Annotated in this window: 11 protein-coding genes and 1 riboswitch; of the genes, 4 read left to right on the top strand and 7 right to left on the bottom strand. The window is 65.8% G+C overall.

The annotated features are described in order from the left end of the window. Window positions 1-147 precede the first annotated feature (147 nt). The 5 genes from ACZ6YI_RS13745 to xylA form a co-directional block, all read right to left on the bottom strand. The gene (locus ACZ6YI_RS13745; protein WP_465779155.1) at window positions 148-1,293 is read right to left on the bottom strand and encodes a sugar ABC transporter permease; all 1,146 of its coding nucleotides are present in this window, start codon (window positions 1,291-1,293) and stop codon (window positions 148-150) included. Between the two features lie 39 nt (window positions 1,294-1,332). Then, window positions 1,333-2,880: a xylose ABC transporter ATP-binding protein gene (locus ACZ6YI_RS13740; RefSeq protein WP_465779154.1), complete on the bottom strand. Its 1,548-nt coding sequence runs from the start codon at window positions 2,878-2,880 to the stop codon at window positions 1,333-1,335. 144 nt (window positions 2,881-3,024) lie between these two features. Beyond that, window positions 3,025-4,038: a D-xylose ABC transporter substrate-binding protein gene (xylF, locus tag ACZ6YI_RS13735; RefSeq protein ID WP_465779153.1), complete on the bottom strand. Its 1,014-nt coding sequence runs from the start codon at window positions 4,036-4,038 to the stop codon at window positions 3,025-3,027. Window positions 4,039-4,070: 32 nt separating this feature from the next. Next, window positions 4,071-5,576 carry a xylulokinase gene (gene xylB, locus ACZ6YI_RS13730; RefSeq protein WP_465779152.1) on the bottom strand — a complete coding sequence of 502 codons (1,506 nt, stop codon included), beginning with the start codon at window positions 5,574-5,576 and terminating at the stop codon, window positions 4,071-4,073. A gap of 13 nt (window positions 5,577-5,589) precedes the next feature. Continuing rightward, window positions 5,590-6,906: a xylose isomerase gene (xylA, locus tag ACZ6YI_RS13725; protein WP_465779151.1), complete on the bottom strand. Its 1,317-nt coding sequence runs from the start codon at window positions 6,904-6,906 to the stop codon at window positions 5,590-5,592. A 152-nt stretch (window positions 6,907-7,058) separates the two neighbouring features. On the opposite strand from xylA, the gene ACZ6YI_RS13720 reads away from it, so the two are divergent. Genes ACZ6YI_RS13720 through ACZ6YI_RS13710 form a run of 3 tightly spaced genes read left to right on the top strand, consistent with a single transcriptional unit; the run spans window position 7,059 to window position 11,210 of the window. Next, window positions 7,059-8,237 (top strand): XylR family transcriptional regulator, encoded by a 1,179-nt coding sequence (locus ACZ6YI_RS13720; RefSeq protein WP_465779150.1) that lies wholly within the window; start codon window positions 7,059-7,061, stop codon window positions 8,235-8,237. Window positions 8,238-8,270: 33 nt separating this feature from the next. Next, window positions 8,271-9,317, top strand: a complete 1,047-nt coding sequence (locus ACZ6YI_RS13715) for an aldose epimerase family protein (RefSeq protein ID WP_465779149.1) — start codon at window positions 8,271-8,273, stop codon at window positions 9,315-9,317. Window positions 9,318-9,326: 9 nt separating this feature from the next. After that, window positions 9,327-11,210 (top strand): ATP-binding cassette domain-containing protein, encoded by a 1,884-nt coding sequence (locus ACZ6YI_RS13710; protein ID WP_465779148.1) that lies wholly within the window; start codon window positions 9,327-9,329, stop codon window positions 11,208-11,210. Window positions 11,211-11,378: 168 nt separating this feature from the next. Here ACZ6YI_RS13710 and ACZ6YI_RS13705 read toward each other — a convergent pair whose 3' ends face one another. Continuing rightward, entirely contained in the window at window positions 11,379-13,364 is a 1,986-nt protein-coding gene (locus ACZ6YI_RS13705) for a methyl-accepting chemotaxis protein (protein WP_465779147.1), read from the bottom strand. 185 nt (window positions 13,365-13,549) lie between these two features. Then, entirely contained in the window at window positions 13,550-16,255 is a 2,706-nt protein-coding gene (gene ppc, locus ACZ6YI_RS13700) for a phosphoenolpyruvate carboxylase (RefSeq protein WP_465779146.1), read from the bottom strand. A gap of 94 nt (window positions 16,256-16,349) precedes the next feature. After that, window positions 16,350-16,432: riboswitch (S-adenosyl-L-homocysteine riboswitch) on the top strand. Between the two features lie 19 nt (window positions 16,433-16,451). On the opposite strand from ppc, the gene ahcY reads away from it, so the two are divergent. Beyond that, complete coding sequence (gene ahcY / locus ACZ6YI_RS13695; protein ID WP_465779145.1) at window positions 16,452-17,885, top strand: adenosylhomocysteinase; 1,434 nt, start codon at window positions 16,452-16,454, stop codon at window positions 17,883-17,885. The last annotated feature ends 87 nt before the right edge of the window (window positions 17,886-17,972 follow it).

The following is a 17,972-nucleotide window of genomic DNA, read 5'->3' as shown; positions in this document are numbered from 1 at the left end:
CGGGGGCCGTTAGGGCCCATAACGTTGGGCACCCCTCAACCCGCCGGGGGGCGGGCGCTGGCGCGCGATGGGTGCTTGCGGCCAGGTCCATCGCGCGCAAGCGCGCTCCCACAAGGAAGGGTCGCACAAGGGATGGGAGGCGCTAGCTCAGGCGTTGCGGTTGCTGCCGGAGAGCACGTCGACCCATACGGCGAGCACCAGGATCACGCCCTTGATGATCATCTGCCAGGAATTGTCGACGTCCATGAGCTGCATGCCGCTGTCGAGGCTGGCCATGACCAGGGCGCCGATCAACGCGCCGTAGACCGTGCCCGAACCACCGCGCATGGACGTGCCGCCGATGAAGCAGGCGGAGATGGCATCCAGTTCGCCACCCGTGCCCGCCGAGGGCGAACCCGAGCCGGTGCGCGCGACCGTGATGATGCCGGCGAAAGCGCACATCAGGCCCATGATGGCGAACACCACCAGCTTCACCCGGCCTACGTTCACGCCGGACAGCCGCGTGGCCTCCATGTTGCCGCCCACCGCGTAGATGTGCCGGCCGAACACGGTCTGGGTCGAGACGTACGTGAACACCGCGAGCAGCGCCAGCAGGATCATCACCGGGATGGGGATGCCGTTGGCATCGTTGAGCATGCGGATGAAGCCAAAGATCACCGCACCGATGATGATGAGGCGCGCGACATCGATCCACATGGCGGCCTGGTGGAGCCCGAGCTTCGAACGGCGCATCCGGCGCCGGACCGTCAGGCCGACCATTGCGAGGAAAATGATGCCGCCCACCCACTGCGAGAGACCGACGGGCACGAAGCCCTGGCCCAGCTGCACGAGGTCATCCGGGGCCGGCGCGATCGTCGAGCTGCCGGTGATGTAAAGCACGATGCCGCGGAACGCGAGCATGCCACCCAGGCCGACGATGAATGACGGCACCCGCATCTTCGTCACGATGAAGCCGTTGAACGCGCCGATCAGCATGCCCAGCAAGAGCACCGCGCCGATGGAGGGCCACGTGCCCCAACCCATGTTCACGGTGAGAATGGCAACCACGCCGCCCAGCAAGCCTAGCTGCGAGCCGATGGAGAGGTCGATCTCACCGGCGATGATGATGAACACCATGCCGCAGGCGAGCATGCCGGTGATGGCCATCTGCCGGAACAGGTTGGAGAGGTTGTTCGGCGTGATGAAGGCCTGGTCGGTCTTCACGTGGAAGAACACCCAGATCACGGCGACGGCGATGAGCAACGCCAGGATCTTGTAGCGGACGAACAGTTGCTGGACTTTCTGGGACTGCATGGAAGGCTTCCCTGGTGACGCGTGGAATGGTGGTAGGGATCAGGCCGCGTGCGCGGGCCCTTCGGCGGCATGGGAAATCGCCGCGGCGAGCACCTGCTCCTGGGTGAGGCCAACGTTCTTGAAGTCACCGCGAAGCTTGCCCTCGCCGACGACCAGGACGCGATCGCTGACGCCAAGCACCTCGGGCATCTCCGACGAGACCATGATGATGGCCACGCCCTTGGCGGCCAGCTCGAACATGAGCGTGTAGATGTCGTACTTGGAACCGACATCGACGCCGCGGGTGGGCTCGTCGAGGATGAGTACCTTCGGCGAGGGCAACAGCATCTTGGTGAGCACCGCCTTCTGCTGGTTACCGCCCGACAGCCCCTGGATGGCGAGCTCGGGGCTCGCGGTCTTCACCCGCAGGCGCTTGATCTCGGCATCGATCACGGCCATCTCGGCCTGGCGATCGATCTGCCCCGCGTGGGCGTAATGCGATAGCGTGGCCAGCGTGATGTTATCGCCCACGCCGAGCAGCGGGACGATGCCCTGGCGCTTGCGATCTTCGGGGACCAGGGACAGGCCGGCCTTGATCGCCTGCTCGGGATTCTTCACCTTTATCGGCTTGCCCTCGAGGATGAGCTCCGCCTCGGAACGGCCCGGGTAGGCACCGAATATCGCGGAAACCAGCTCGGTGCGGCCGGCACCAACGAGGCCCGCGATACCGACGATCTCGCCGCGGCGCACCTGGAACGAAATATCGTCCACGCGCTTGCGGTTCGGGTTGGCGACGTCCCAGCAGGTGACATGCCTGGCTTCGAACACCACCTCGCCGATATCGTGTTCCATCTTCGGGAACAGGTTCTCGATCTCGCGGCCGACCATCGCCGTGATGATCGAATGCGTGGTCATCTCGCTCATCGGCTTAGTGACGATGTGCTTGCCATCACGGATGACCGTCACCGTATCGCACACGCGCGCGACTTCATCGAGCTTGTGTGAGATGTAGACACAGGCCACGCCGTCGCGCTTCAGGTCCTCGATGATCGACAGCAGCGTATCGGTCTCGGACGAGGTCAGCGACGATGAGGGTTCATCGAGGATCAGCAGCCGGGCGTTCTTCACCAGCGCCTTCGCGATCTCGAACAACTGCTGGTAGCCACCGCCGTAATTCATCACCGGGGCGGCGACGTTCACGTCCTTCAGCTTCAGCCGGGCCAGCAAGGCCTCGGCCTTGGCGTACATGGCGTCGTAATCCATGACGCCGCCGAACTTGCGGATCTCGTTGCCCAGGAAGATGTTCTCGGCGACCGACAGCTGCGGCACCAGCATCAGTTCCTGGTGGATGATGACGATGCCGGCGTCCTCGCTGTCGCGCACCGAATGCGCCCTCAGCGGCTTGCCATCGAACAGGATCTCGCCTTCCCAGGTGCCGTAGGGATAGACACCGGACAGGACTTTCATGAGGGTGGACTTGCCGGCGCCATTTTCACCGCACAGACCCACGCATTCACCCGGCCGCACGGCCAGGTTGATGCCATTGAGCGCGCGCACGCCAGAGAACTCCTTGACGATATTGCGCATCTCGAACAGGTATTCGCTCACTTTCGGGCCTTCTGTTTGCTGGGGCGCGAGCGCGCTCCCACAAGAGCCTTTGCCGCACGGGAACTGTGGGAGCGCGCTTGCGCGCGATGTGTGCTTGCGACAAGACCTATCGCGCGCAAGCGCGCTCCCACAATAGCGGGCGGGTTACTGACCCACCTGCGCCTGGGTGTAGAAGCCATCCTTCACCACGAGGTCGACGTTCTGCTTCGTGAGCAGGGTCGGGGTGAGCAGGATCGTGTCCACGTCCTTCTTGCCGTTGTTCATCTTCGAGGTGAAGGTCGGCGCCTCGCCCTTGGCGAACTGCACGGCGAGGTTCGCGGCGTCGGTGGCGATGGTCTTGATCGGCTTGTACACCGTCATGGCCTGGGTGCCGGCCTTGATGCGCTTGACCGCGGCGAGATCGGCATCCTGGCCCGACACGGCCACCTTGCCGGCCAGCTTCTGGCCGTTGAGCGCGGCGATGGCGCCGCCGGCGGTGCCGTCGTTCGAGGCAACGATGCCCTGGATGTTGTTCTTGTTCGCCGTGAGCGCGTTCTCGATGATCGACTGCGCCTTCGAGGCCAGCCATTCATCGGTCCACTGCTGGCCGACGATCTTGATGGCACCGCTCTTCACCAGCGGATCCAGCACCTTCATCTGGCCTTCGCGCAGGATCTTGGCGTTGTTATCGGTCGGTGCGCCGCCGAGCAGGAAGAAATTGCCCTTGCCACCCGTGGCATCGACCACGCCCTTCGCCTGCATCTCGCCCACTTTCTCGTTATCGAACGAGATGTAGGCGTCGACATCAGCGTTGAGGATGAGGCGGTCGTACGAAATCACCTTGATGCCGGCCTTCTTCGCTTCGGTCACCACGGTGGTCAGCGTCTTCGCATTGAACGGGACGATGACGATGACATCGACCTTGCGCGCGATCAGGTTCTCGATCTGCTGGATCTGCTTCTGCTCGTTGGCATCGGCGGACTGCACGGACACCGTGCCGCCCTTGGCTTCCACGGCCGCCTTGAAATAATCGCGATCACGGGTCCAGCGCTCGACGCGGAGGTCATCGATGGAAAAACCGATGACCGGCTTCTCCTTGCTCGCGTGGGCCTGCGGCGCGAAAACGCCGGCGGCCACCATCGATACGGCCAGCAACGTGTGTAGGGCCTTCTGCTTCATGCTGTTCTCCATCTACTTATGGAATCGCCCTTTCAGGACGGGCGGAATTCGTCGCTACGGGCGGCGTCGGTATACAGCGGCTTGAGTTGCTCGTACGAGCGGCGGAACAAAGGGTGGCGCGTTTGCAGGAAATAAGCATGACGCGCTGCATCGGGCTCGCGTACGGCGGTGACCGGCGGCATGGGGCATACCTCGTCCAGCGACGCGTCCGGCTCGACAGCCAGGCGCGCCAGCCGGGCGGCGCCCAGCGCGGGGCCTACCTCGCCACCTGAACGCAGGACCAGGGTCTTGCCGATAATGTCGGCCAGCATCTGCGTCCAGTAGTGGCTGCGCGAGCCCCCGCCAATCACGGTGATGTCGTCGGCCACCAGCCCGGTACCTTCGACGGCCAGCAAGCCGTCGAGCAGGCCCAGCCCGACACCTTCGAGCGTGGCATGGGCGAGATCGGCGCGATCCGTATCCGGGCCCAGGTTCGTGAACGAGCCACGGGCGTGCGGGTTGTTATGCGGCGTCCGCTCGCCCGTGAGATACGGCAGGAACATCGGCCCATTGCGCTGCCAGCCCGCCTGTTCAGCATCGGCGAGCAGTGCGCCGACATCCGGGTAGCCGGTGAGGCGCGCGGTGAAATCGAGGCAGCTGGCCGCGTTCAGCATCACCGACATGAGGTGCCATGTGTCGGGCAAGGCGTGGCAGAAACTGTGCACGGCCGTTTCGGGACTGGCGCGGAATCCGTCGGAAACAGCGAAATAGACACCCGACGTGCCAAGTGAAAGCATGGCCTGGCCGTGGCGCACGATGCCGACACCCACGGCACCCGCGGCGTTATCACCGCCGCCGGCGGCGACCGGCACCGTATCCATGCCCCAGCGTTCGGCGAGCTCCTTGCGCAGGCGCCCCGCGGGCTGCGAACCCTCGAACACCTCGGGCATGTGCGATCGGTCCAGCCCGGTCGCGGCAAGCATGGCATCGCTCCACTGGCGTTTCCGCACATCGAGCCACAACGTACCGGCCGCATCCGAGGCGTCGGTCATGTATTCGCCCGTGAGTTGCAACCGCAGGTAATCCTTCGGCAGGAGCACCTTCGCAACGCGCGAGAAAACATCGGGCTCGTGCCTGCGCACCCACGCCAGCTTGGGCGCGGTGAAACCGGGCATGGCCAGGTTGCCGGTGACTTCACGGAAGCCGGGCACCTTCTCCAGTTCGGCGCATTCGACATCCGAACGGCCGTCGTTCCACAGGATGGCGGGTCGCAAAACCTTGTCGGAGCGGTCGAGCAGCGTCGCACCGTGCATCTGCCCGGACAGGCCGATGGCGGCGACGCGACGCGCATCCATGCCCTGCAACACCTCACCCACCGCCGCTTCCGTCGCGGCCCACCACGCGGCCGGGTCCTGTTCGGACCAGCGCGGATGCGGGTGGGCGACGGTAAGGGGACTCGACGCGCTGGCGCGCACGGCGCCGGCGTCGTCGATGAGCACGGCCTTGACCGAGGATGTACCGAGGTCGATGCCGAGGTACAGGCGTGCTGATGCTTCCATGTCAGGCTTCATATCACCCATAGATATAGCGGTTGATGATGTTTTCGAGCAACTCCTGGTGGCCCGATACATGTTTCGGGTGCAGATCCCGTGCGATTGCTTCATCGCTGAGCGAGGCGAGCGTGAAGCCACCATTGAGGATCTTCGTACCGAGATCGGCATCCCACCCGGCGTAACGCTTCGCTTTCAACTCGGCCAGCGTGTCTTTCTCAACCATCTTCACCGCCCGCTCGAGGCCGAGGGCCAGCGTGTCGATGGCGCCGATGTGGCCATGGAAAAGATCCGCCGCATCGTGGCTCTGGCGGCGCACCTTGGTATCGAAGTTGAAGCCGCCGGTAGTAAATCCACCCGCCTTGAGGATCTCGTAAGTGACCAGGGTCATTTCTTCCACGCTGTTCGGGAACTGGTCGGTGTCCCAGCCATTCTGCGGGTCGCCGCGGTTGGCATCGATCGAACCGAACAGGCCCATGGCGATCGAGGTCGCCACTTCATGGTGGAACGAGTGTCCTGCGAGCGTCGCGTGATTCGCTTCGAGATTCGTCTTCACTTCGTTCTCGAGCCCGAACTCCTTGAGGAAGCCGTAGACCGTGGCGGTGTCGTAGTCGTACTGGTGCTTCGTCGGCTCCTGCGGCTTGGGTTCGATCAGGATCGTGCCCTTGAAACCCAGCTTGTGCTTGTGCTCCACCACCATCTGGAAGAACCGGCCGAGCTGCGCGCGCTCGCGTTTCAGGTCGGTGTTGAGCAGCGTGTCGTAGCCCTCGCGGCCGCCCCACAGCACGTAGTTGGCACCGCCGAGGCGGTGCGTAGCCTCCATGGCGTGGCGCACCTGCGTGGCCGCATAGGCGAACACCTCGGGCTGCGGATTGGTCGCGGCACCTGCGGCGTAGCGCGGGTTGCTGAACACGTTGGCCGTGCCCCAGAGCAGTTTCATGCCGGTGTCGGCCTGCTTCTTCTCGAGCACATCGACCATGGCCGCGAAGTTCGCCTTGTACTCGGCGAGGCTGTTGCCTTCGGGCGCCACATCGGTGTCGTGGAACGTGTAATACGGGACGCCGAGGCGCGAGAAGAAGTCGAACGCGGCATCGGCTTTCTCGCGCGCCTTCGCCATCGGCTCGCCGGCCTGCTGCCACGGACGCTCGAAGGTGCCCGCACCGAAGACGTCGGAACCCGGCCAGACGAACGTGTGCCAGTAACACACGGCGAGGCGCAGGTGCTCGGCCATCGTCTTGCCCAACAGTTTGCGGTTGGCATCGTAATGGTGGAACGCCAGCGGGTTATCGGAACCCGGGCCTTCGAACGCGATTTTCGGAATGCTGGAGAAGTACGACATAACGATTCCTTGACAAACATGGGGACGAATCCTACCGATGCTCTCCAGCGGCGCGCTTTGACGCAATTGCGTTTTCCCGCGCGCTTGCCAGCCTTTTTCCTGCCGCGATGCGTCATGGCCTCGGGCGGCGTTCCCTGCTACTTTTCCTGCTCATGGCACCGCATCGCATCGCACTGCTGTTCAATGCCAACAAGGTGTATGACCGCCAGGTCATCGCAGGTATTGGTCATTACCTCAACAGCACCCGGGTCGAATGGGATCTCTTCCTCGAAGAAGATTTCCGCAGCCGCATGCGCGACATCCACCAGTTCAAGGGCGACGGCGTCATCGCCGATTTCGACGACCCCGAGGCCGAGGACGCCCTGCGCGAGCTGCACATTCCCGTGGTCGCGGTGGGCGGGTCGTATGAAAACCCGGCGGACTACCCGGTCGGCGTGCCCTATATCGCCACCGATAACGCCCGCCTCGTCCGGCTCGCCTACGATCACCTGATCGAGCAGGGCCTGTCGCGTTTCGCGCTGTATGGCGTGCCGAGCGCAGCCGGCAATCGCTGGGCCCGGGAGCGTGAACACGCGTTCCAGCGCATCGTGGCCGCGGAGAAGGTCGAAGGCATCGTGTACGAAGGCTCGCCGACCAGCGCCGGCGGCTGGGGCGAGGCGGTGGAACACCTCGTGGAATGGCTCTCCGGCCTGCCCAAGCCCATCGGCATCATCGCCGTTACCGACGCCCGTGCCCGCCAGCTGCTGCAGGCCTGCGTCATCGGTGGCATCGCCGTGCCGGAACAGATCGCGATCGTCGGGATCGATAATGATCCGATGGCACAGCTGCTCAACCGCATCCCGCTCACGTCGGTCATCCAGGGCGCCGAGGAGATGGGCCGCACGGCGGCCCACGTGCTGCACCAGATGTTGCGCGGCATGGATTGCTCCACCACCCGCGTGATCGTCCCGCCCGTCGGCATCAACGTGCAGGTCTCCAGCCGTTTCCAGCCGATGCGCAGCCCGCACGTCATGCGCGCCAGCCATTACATCCGCCAGTACGGCTGCCTTGGCATCAAGACCGAGCAGGTGGCCGACTATGTCGGCGTCTCACGCACCGTGCTGGAGGAACACTTCAAGCGCGAGCTGAAGCAGACCGTCCACCAGGCGATCCTTAAGCACAAGCTCGATACGGCCTGCGATCTCATCGTGAACGGCGATACCACGCTCGCGGATATCGCCATCCGTTGCGGCTTCACATCCCTGCAATACATGTATGCGGTATTTCGTCGCGAATACGACTGCACACCGCGCCAATACCTCGAAACCCACCGCAAGACGGCCGCGACCTGACAGTCACGACCGGCACGGAACCGTCCCTTCCCGATGCCTATTTCCGAACCTACCGCCTGGGGCATGCTGCCCGACGGACGCCCCCTCCATCGCTGGACCCTGCGCAATGCGCGTGGTGCCCGTGTCGACATCAGTGACCTCGGCGCCACCCTGCTCTCGTGGCAGGCGCCCGATCGCCAGGGCCAGCTCGGCGAAGTATTGCTTGGCCACCCCGATGCCGCGCATTACCTTGCGGCCAACGCGTTCATGGGCGGGATCGTGGGGCGCTGGGCGAACCGTATCCGCGGCGGCCGTTTCGAACTCGACGGGATCGAGCACCGGATCGACCGCAACGATGGGAACAACCATCTCCACGGTGGCCATGATGGATTCCACGCACGCGCCTGGGATGTCGACCCCGATGGCGATGCGCTCCTGCTGAACCTGGTTTCGCCAGAAGGCGACGGCGGTTTCCCCGGGGAGGTGCGCGTCCAGCTGCGCGTCAGCCTGGACGACGATGGCGCGCTCGAACTGCGTTACGAGGCGACGACGGACGCCCCCACTCCGCTCAGCCTCACGGCGCACCCGTATTTCAACCTGAACGACCGCCGCCCGGACATCCGGGACCACGTCATCCGGATCGACGCCGAAGAGTTCTTCGCCGCGGACGCGGAGGCGATCCCGACCGACCGCCAGCATGTTTCAGGCACCGCGTTCGACTTCCGCGAACCCGCCCCGATCGGGTCGCGCCTGCACTGGCCCGATCCGCAGCTGCGCCTGGCCGGCGGTTTCGATCACTGCTACGTACCGCGCGGGGCCGTGGGCAACGCACCGCGGGTCGTGGCGGTGGTGACCGAACCCTCCAGCGGGCGGCGTCTCACGGTGGAGACGGACCGCGCCGGGCTGCAGTTCTACAGCGGGCAGAAGCTGGGTGGCCAGGTGAACCGTGATGGCCACCCCTATAGCGCCTTTGCCGGGTTCGCCCTGGAGGCGGAGGCGTTCCCGAACCAGGTGAACATGCCCGGGATCGCCGAGGCCGCGATCCTCCGGCCCGGCGCCACCTACCGCCAGCTGACCCGTTACCGCCTCGATACCCTGTAAAATAGGCGGATGTCTCTTATCCAGATCCTTGGCCTCGACTACAGCGTCGGCGGCCCCCTCCTGCTTGAACACGTCGATCTCTCCCTCGACCTGGGCGAGCGCGTCTGTATCGTCGGCCGCAATGGCGCCGGCAAGTCCACGCTGATGAAGCTGATCGCCGGGGAGCTCAAGCCCGACGATGGCGAGATCCGGCTGCAGGGCGGCACCCGCGTGGCGAGGCTGACCCAGGAAGTGCCGCAGGACACCGCCGGCACCGTGTTCGACGTGGTCGCTGAGGGCCTGGGCGAGCTGGGCCACCTGCTGGCCCGCTACCACCACATGCTCGATGAGGGCGACATGGACGGCCTGGGCGAGGTGCAGTCACAGATCGAGGCGCACAACGCCTGGGACCTGGACGCGCACGTCGAGAACATCATCGAGAAGCTCGAGCTGCCCGGCCATACGGACTTCGCCGACCTCTCCGGCGGCATGAAGCGCCGCGTGCTGCTGGGCCAGGCCCTCGTACGCGACCCGAACCTGCTCCTGCTCGACGAGCCCACCAACCACCTCGACATCGAGGCGATCGCGTGGCTCGAGGGCTTCCTGAAGGGTTTCGCCGGCGCCATCGTCTTCATCACCCATGACCGCAGCTTCCTGCGCTCGCTGGCCACGCGCATCGTGGAAATCGACCGCGGCCAGGTCTCGAGCTGGCCGGGTGATTACGACAACTACCTGCGCCGCCGCGAAGAGCGCCTGCATGCCGAAGCACAGGCGAATGCGCACTTCGACCGCAAGCTGGCCCAGGAAGAAGTCTGGATCCGCCAGGGCATCAAGGCGCGCCGTACCCGTAACGAGGGCCGCGTGCGCGCGTTGAAGGCCATGCGCCGCGAGCGCTCCGAGCGCCGCGAGGGCCAGGGCAACGCGAAGATGACGATGGCCAACGCGCAGGCCTCCGGCCGCAAGGTCGTCGAGACGAAGCACGTGACCCAGGCCTATGACGGCCGCACGCTGATCCGCGATTTCTCGACCACGATCATGCGCGGTGACCGCGTGGGCATCATGGGCCCGAACGGTGCCGGCAAGTCCACGCTGCTGAAGATCATGCTGGGCCAGCTGGAGCCGCAGGAAGGTACCGTGATCCTCGGCACCGGGCTCGAGATCGCTTACTTCGACCAGCACCGCATCGCGCTGGACGATCGGATGAATGCGCTCGACAACGTGGCCGAAGGCCGCGAATACATCGAGCTGAACGGCCAGCGCAAGCACATCATCGGCTACCTGCAGGACTTCCTGTTCTCGCCCGAACGTGCGCGTGCGCCGATCACCCGCCTCTCGGGTGGCGAGCGCAACCGCCTGCTGCTCGCCAAGCTGTTCGCCCAGCCATCCAACCTGCTGGTGATGGACGAACCGACCAACGACCTCGACGTGGAAACGCTGGAGCTGCTGGAAGAGCTGCTCGGCGAATACACCGGCACGTTGCTGCTCGTGTCGCACGATCGAGACTTCATCGACAACGTCGTTACCAGCACGCTCGTGCTGGAAGGCGATGGCGAGATCGGTGAGTACGTCGGTGGCTACAGCGACTGGCTGCGGCAGAAGCCGGTGGTGGCTGCGGCGAAGGCTGCGGCCGCCGCCGTAGCGAAGCCCGCCGCCACGGTGGCCGCGCCCGCTCCCGCACCGGCGCCTGTCGTGGCGAAGAAGAAGCTCTCGTTCAAGGAACAGCGCGAGCTGGACCTGCTACCCGCGAAGCTCGAAGAGCTGGAGACCGCGATCGCGAAACGCACCGAAGCGATGAACGATCCGAAGTATTACCAGCAGGACGCGGCCGCGATTACGCGCGGCAACGAAGAACTGGCGAAGCTGCAGGCCGAACTCGACACCGCCTTCGCACGGTGGGAAGAACTGGAAGGCTGATCGCGCGCAAGCGCGCTCCCACAGGGCTGCGATAACCTTGTGGGGGCGCGCCCGCGCGCGATAGATCTGGCGGCCCTCGAAACAGCATCGCTCGCAAGCTCACTCCCACAGGCTCGCAGCGACCTCGTGGGAGCGCGCTTGCGCGCGATGGATCCGCGATAGCGTCCGTTAAAGCCGGAACACCTCAACCACCCGCGCCAGCTCCGCCGCCTGATCCTCGAGGCTCTTCGCCGCCGCGGCGGCCTCTTCCACCAGCGCGGAATTCTGCTGGGTGGAATCATCCATGCGTGATACGGCCTGGTTGATCTGGCCGATCTGCTCCGACTGGGCGGTGGACGCGCGGCTGATGTCGCCCATCAGGTCCGCCACGTCGCGGATGCGTCCGATCACGGCCTGCATGTTGTGGCCCGCCTCGGTGACCAGGCCATGCCCGGCATCCACCTGCGCGACCGACTCGGTGATCAACGCCTCGATCTCCTTTGCCGCCGTCGCACTCCGCTGCGCGAGGTTACGCACTTCCTCGGCCACCACGGCGAAGCCCTTGCCCTGCTCGCCGGCGCGAGCGGCTTCCACCGCGGCGTTGAGTGCCAGGATGTTCGTCTGGAACGAAATGCCGTTGATGATGCCGATGACATCGGCGATACGCTGCGCGGAGGCCTGGATGCCGTTCATCGACGCGACGGCCTCGGCCATCGCCCCCGCCTCCTGCTGGACGGCGACGCTGGCGCCTTCGGCGAGCGCACTGGCGCGTGCCGCGTTGCCTGCGTTGTCGCGCACCGTCCGGGTCAGCACATCGAGGCTCGCCGCGGTCATCTGCAACTCGGCGGCCTGCCGCTCGGTGCGCATCGACAGGTCGGTGTTGCCAGCGGCGATCTCGGAGGTGCTGCTGGTCATGCTGCCGGTCGCGCGGCGCACGGAATCGGCGATCGAACCGAGGCCGTCGCCAATGCCGTCGATCGCGTTCATGAGCTGGCCGATCTCATCGCCGCGCGTAGAGGCGAGCCGTGCGGTGAGGTCGCCCTCGGCGAGGCGGCTGGCCGCCTGCACCGCAGCGGACAGCGGCCGGGTGATGCGCATGCGGATAGCGATGAACAGCAGGACGCAGAGCACGCCGACGATCACCAGGCTGCTGCCGATCGCGGCGTTACGCAGCTGGCGCACCGGTGCATAAAGCTCATCCATGTCCACGGTGCCCGTGACCATCCAGTGCCACGCCGGGTCGGTCGCGAACACGGCGAGACGCTCCACGTCACGCCCATCCACGGCCACGCGATAGCGCGCCTCGCCCTTCCCTGCCGAAAGCATCGGCGCGTAAACCGGCTTGCCGTCCACGCCAAGCAAGGTCAGCGCCGCCCCATCCGCCTGGCCAGCGGCGTCCGCCAGCGCGGGATCCACGATATACGAGCCATAGCGCTTGCCCGCGCTCGCGTCGATCACCGAGTAGTGACCAGTCTCACCGATGCGGATGGATGCGATCTGCTCGCGCAGCGCATCCATTTCCTTGCTGATCTCCACGCCGACGAACCACACGCCGATGACGTTGCCCGAGGCATCGCGGATCGGTTCGTAACGGGTGATGTAGGGCTTGCCGAACAGGATCGCCGGACCACCGTAGCCCTTTCCGGCCAGCAGCAGCGGGAACGCCGGGTGCGCGTGGTCGATCGAGGTGCCGACGGCGCGCGAGCCATCCTGCTTCTTCAGCGAGGTGGTCACGCGGATGAAGTCCTGGCCATCGCGCACGAACATCGTGGCCACCACGTGGGCGCGGTCGGAGAACTCATCCACGACGGTGAAGTCGCCATTGATGGCCTTCCCGCCCAGAGTCATCGTGGGCACGGTGCGCTCGCCCATGGTCACCCGGTGCACGGTGTCGGTCGCCAGCTTGTTCGCGGGGAAATAGCTCTCGAACACGGCAAGGAAGCGATCCGACTCCGCCAGCAGCGCGCCGCTGAACGTGTTCACCATGGCGATGATGGCGTGGTTGCCGCGGCCCAGGTCGTCGCGCGAACGTGTCTCGAGCTCGTGCGAGACGCGGGTCGTGACGAGCACGGTCAGCAGCGCGATGCCAAGGGAGACGATGGCCACGACCAGCAGCGTAAGGCGCGCGCCCACGCTGAGGCCGCGCCAGCGGGCGCGACGGAGGGTGTCTTTCATGGGGAACCTGCTTCGAAAACTGAGGAGCCGCAAGAAATGCAGCCCATGTAACGGCGTTTTCGGCAGGGTTACAGTTTGCTTTAATCGCGGGGAACGGTGAGACGCTTATCGCGCGCAAGCGCGCTCCCACAAGGCTACGAGGACCAGCCCTTTGTGGGAGCGCGCTTGCGCGCGATGGGGTTACGTCAACCCGTATTCTGCAGCCCCTGCGACACCCCGTTCACGCAGGCGACCAGCGCATTGAGCAGGGCATCGTCTTTCCCGCCCGTGGCGCGCCAGCGCTTCAGCAGGTCGACCTGGAGCAGGCTCATCGGGTCGACGTACGGGTTGCGCAGGCGGATCGACGTGGCCAGCCGCGGCTCGCGCTGGAGCAGTTCCTTCGCGCCCTTCAGCTTGAGTACCCAGCGCACCGTCCGCTCGAACTCCTCGCGGATCTTCGGGAAGAAGCGCGCATGCAGGGGCCCGGCGAGTTCGGAGAAGGCCTCGGCGATGTCGATATCCGCCTTGGCCAGCACCATCTCGACATCGTCGAGCATGGTGGTGAAGAACGGCCACTCGTGCGCCATGCGGCCCAGCACCTCCTCACCGGATTCCTTCGCCACCGCCTCCAGCGCGCTGCCCAGGCCATACCAGCCGGTGAGCACCGCGCGGCACTGGGTCCAGGAAAACACCCACGGGATCGCGCGCAGGTCCTCGACGCCCTTCATGCTGCGCCGCCTTGCGGGGCGCGAGCCCAGCGTCATGCGTTCGATCACATCGATCGGCGTGGCGCCGCGGAAGTAATCGACGAAGCCATCCATGTCGACGAATGCACGGTACGCCTTGCGGCTTTCGTCGGAGAGACGAACCATCACGTCCTTCCAGCCGGCCTCGCGCACCTCCGGGCCGCGCGGACGCAGCGAGGCACGCATGACCGCACCCAGGGTCTGCTCGAGGTTGCGCACGGCCAGGGCGCGAATACCGTACTTGCGGTGGATGACCTCACCCTGCTCGGTCACGCGCAGGACGCCACCGACGGAACCGCGCGGCGACGCCATCAGCGCGGGTGTGATCCGCGAGCCACCACGGCTGGCGGAACCGCCGCGGCCGTGGAAGAACGCGACGCGAATCCCGGCCTTCGCCGCGACCTCGAGCAGCTCGACCTGGGCGCGCTGCAGGCTCCACTTGGAAGCCAGCGTGCCGCCATCCTTGCCGCTATCGGAATAACCCAGCATCACCCACTGCCGATCACCGCGCGCCTTGAGGTGCGCACGGTAGACGGGATCGTCGAGCAGTGCCTGCAGCGTCGCGGGCCCACCCTTCAGGTCATCGATGGTTTCAAACAGCGGCGCGACGTCGAGCGGTACGCGGCCGTCCTCGAGCAACCCGCCGCGGCGCGCCAGCGCCAGCACGGCGAGCACGTCGGCCGCGGTCTCCGCCATGCTGATGATGTACAGGCCGGTCGCCTCCGTGCCGTAGCGCTTGCGCGCGTCGGCGAGCGTGGCGAACACCGCGCGCAGCATGCCCGCCGCATCGTGGTCGTCGCCCGCGACGAAGCTGCGTTCGCCGGCTGCATACGGCCGCAGGGTCTTCACCCGTGCTTCCGCGTCACGCTCCGCCCAGCCGGTGTCATCGAGCAGCGCGGCCAGTGCCTCGTCGTGGACGCGGGCATCCTGGCGCACGTCGAGCCGCGCGAGGTGGAAGCCGAAGGTTCGCGCGCGCCACAGCAGGCGGCCCACGGCATACGCACCCGCGTGGCGACCGCCATGCTGGAGCAGGCTCTTCTCGACCAGGGCGATGTCGTCGATGAACTCCGCGGCCGATGCATAGGCGTCGTCGCTTTCGTGCAACGTCGCCTCGAGGCGCGCCGCCACGAACGCGAGGAACGTGCGGTACGGCATGTCCGCATGCCGCGGCCGGATACGCGTGGCCACGTCGGGAAGGCGTTCGCGATAGTCCTCGATTCGCCGGCTGAGCCGGTCGTCGAGTTCCACGCGATCGATGGTCTGGCTGAGCAGCCGGCCCAGCTCATGCACGCCCTCGACGTAACGCTCGAGCACGAGCGAGCGCTGCGCGGCGAGCGTGGCTGCGATGGTGTCGGCGTTGACGTTGGGGTTGCCATCCATGTCGCCGCCCACCCACGTGGCGAAGCGGAGCACGCGCGGCACGCTGACGCCCTCACCGTAATGCTCGGCGATCGCCTGCTCCAGCGCTTCGTACAGCGCGGGCAGCACGCGATAGATCGGCCGCGAAATGTAAAAGCCGACATGGTCGAACTCGTCGGACACGCTCGGCCGCACGGGCGAGGCCTCGGCGGTCTGCCAGCCGGCGGAAAGCGCCATCAGGATGCGTGCGTCGTCATCGCGTAGTTCCTGCGGGGTGCGCGTCGGATCGAACTCATCCACGAGCGCGCGGACGATTTCCTGCTCCTTCTCGAGCAGGGAACGCCGCACCGCCTCGGTCGGGTGCGCGGTGAACACGGGTTCCACGTCGAGCTTGCCGAGCAGCATGCCCAGCTCTTCGGCGGTGACACCCTCGGCCTTCAGCTGGCCCAGCACCGCGCTGAGCGATTCGGGCTGGGGCGCGCCGCCCTCGCGCTGGTAGTCGCGACGGCGCCGGATGCGGTGCACGCGCTCGGCGGTATTCACCGCCTGGAAGTAAGTAGCGAAGGCCCGGGCAAGGGCTTCAGCATCCTTTGCGCCCAGCCCGGTCAGGGTCCCGGCCAGGGCATCCACGGCTGCGCCACTGCGCCGGCGGTGGATCGAGGCGGTGCGGACCGCTTCTACCCGTTCAAAAAAGGCCTGGCCGCCCTGCTCGGCCAGCATCTGGCCTACCAGGGCGCCCAGCCGGCGCACATCCTCGCGGAGGGGGCCGTCGTGGGGGAGGAATTCGGGATCGCGTGCGGCTTCCATCAGTCACTCTGCTGGGGGCGAACCCCGAGAGTACATAAAAAAGTGTATTCATCTGATCATCCGGATTCCGAGATATACTCAGGGACTGTTCCTGCCCGCCGAGGGGCGCTGCGACCGGAGGGTTTTCCCCGATGGCCAGGCTCGGCATGGCTTACCGTTGAACGGCGCCCCCGTAACCATCCGGAGCTACGCCACCATGAACGCTGTCACCAAAGACGCCGCCTCGCAGGACTTCAAGGTCCGCGACTATTCGCTCGCCGATCTCGGCCGCCGCCGCATCCGCATGGCGGAAGAGGAAATGCCGGGCCTCATGCAGATCCGCGCGCGCTACGCCGCCGAGAAGCCGCTGAAGGGCGTGCGTCTCTCCGGCTCGCTGCATGTCACCAAGGAAACCGCCGTGCTGGCGGAGACCCTGCGTGAGCTGGGCGCCTCGGTCCGCTGGGCCTCGTGCAACATCTTCTCCACCCAGGACGACGTCGCCGCCGCCCTGGCCGCCGGTGGCCTGCCGGTGTTCGCCTGGAAGGGCGAGACGCTGGAGGAATACTGGGATTGCACCCTCGACATGCTGACCCACCCGGGTGAGCTCGGCCCGCAGCTCATCGTGGACGACGGTGGCGATGCCACCTTGTTCATCCACAAGGGCGTCGAGCTCGAAGATGGCAGCGACTGGGTCAACACCCCGAGCGGCAACCACGAAGAGCAGGTCATCAAGGACCTGGTCAAGAAGACCGCCGCCGCCCGTCCGGGCTGGTTCAAGAAGATCGCCGCCGAGTGGAAGGGCGTTTCCGAAGAGACCACCACCGGCGTGCACCGCCTGTACCAGCTGGCCGAAGCCGGCAAGCTGCTGGTCCCGGCCATCAACGTCAACGACTCGGTCACCAAGTCGAAGTTCGACAACCTGTACGGCTGCCGCGAATCGCTGGCCGACGGCATCAAGCGCGCGACCGACCTGATGGTCGCCGGCAAGGTGGCCGTGGTCTGCGGCTACGGTGACGTGGGCAAGGGCTGCGCGCACTCGCTGAAGGGCTTCGGTGCCCGCGTGATCGTGACCGAGATCGATCCGATCAACGCCCTGCAGGCCGCGATGGAAGGCTTCCAGGTCACGACGATCGAAGACACGCTGGGCCTCGGCGACATCTATGTCACCACCACGGGCAACAAGGACATCATCACGCTCGAGCACATGGCGGCGATGAAGAACAACGCCCTGGTCTGCAACATCGGCCACTTCGACAACGAGATCCAGATGGATCGCCTGAACGCGTCGAAGGATGCGACCCGCGAGAACATCAAGCCGCAGGTCGATCGCTACACCTTCGCCTCGACAGGCAACAGCATCTACATGCTGGCCGAAGGCCGCCTGGTGAACCTGGGTTGCGCCCACGGCCACCCGAGCTTCGTCATGTCGAACAGCTTCTCGAACCAGACCCTGGCCCAGCTCGACCTGTGGGCTAACAAGGACAAGTACGAGAACACCGTGTACCGCCTGCCGAAGAAGCTGGACGAGGAAGTCGCGCGCCTGCACCTCGCGCAGATCGGCGTGAAGCTGACCGTCCTCACGCAGGAACAGGCCGACTACATCGGCGTGCCGGTGGAAGGCCCGTACAAGCCGGATCATTACCGCTACTAAGCGGCTTTGGTTGGTCGATACGAGAGGAGGCGCCTGTGAGGGCGCCTCTTTTTTTGTGGGTTATCGCGGGAGCCATCGCGCGCAAGC

The sequence above is a fragment of the Luteibacter sp. NPDC104163 genome (assembly GCF_055584245.1).
The sequence above is the reverse complement of the archived record's forward strand: the minus strand, read 5'-3'. Positions and strand labels throughout refer to the sequence as shown.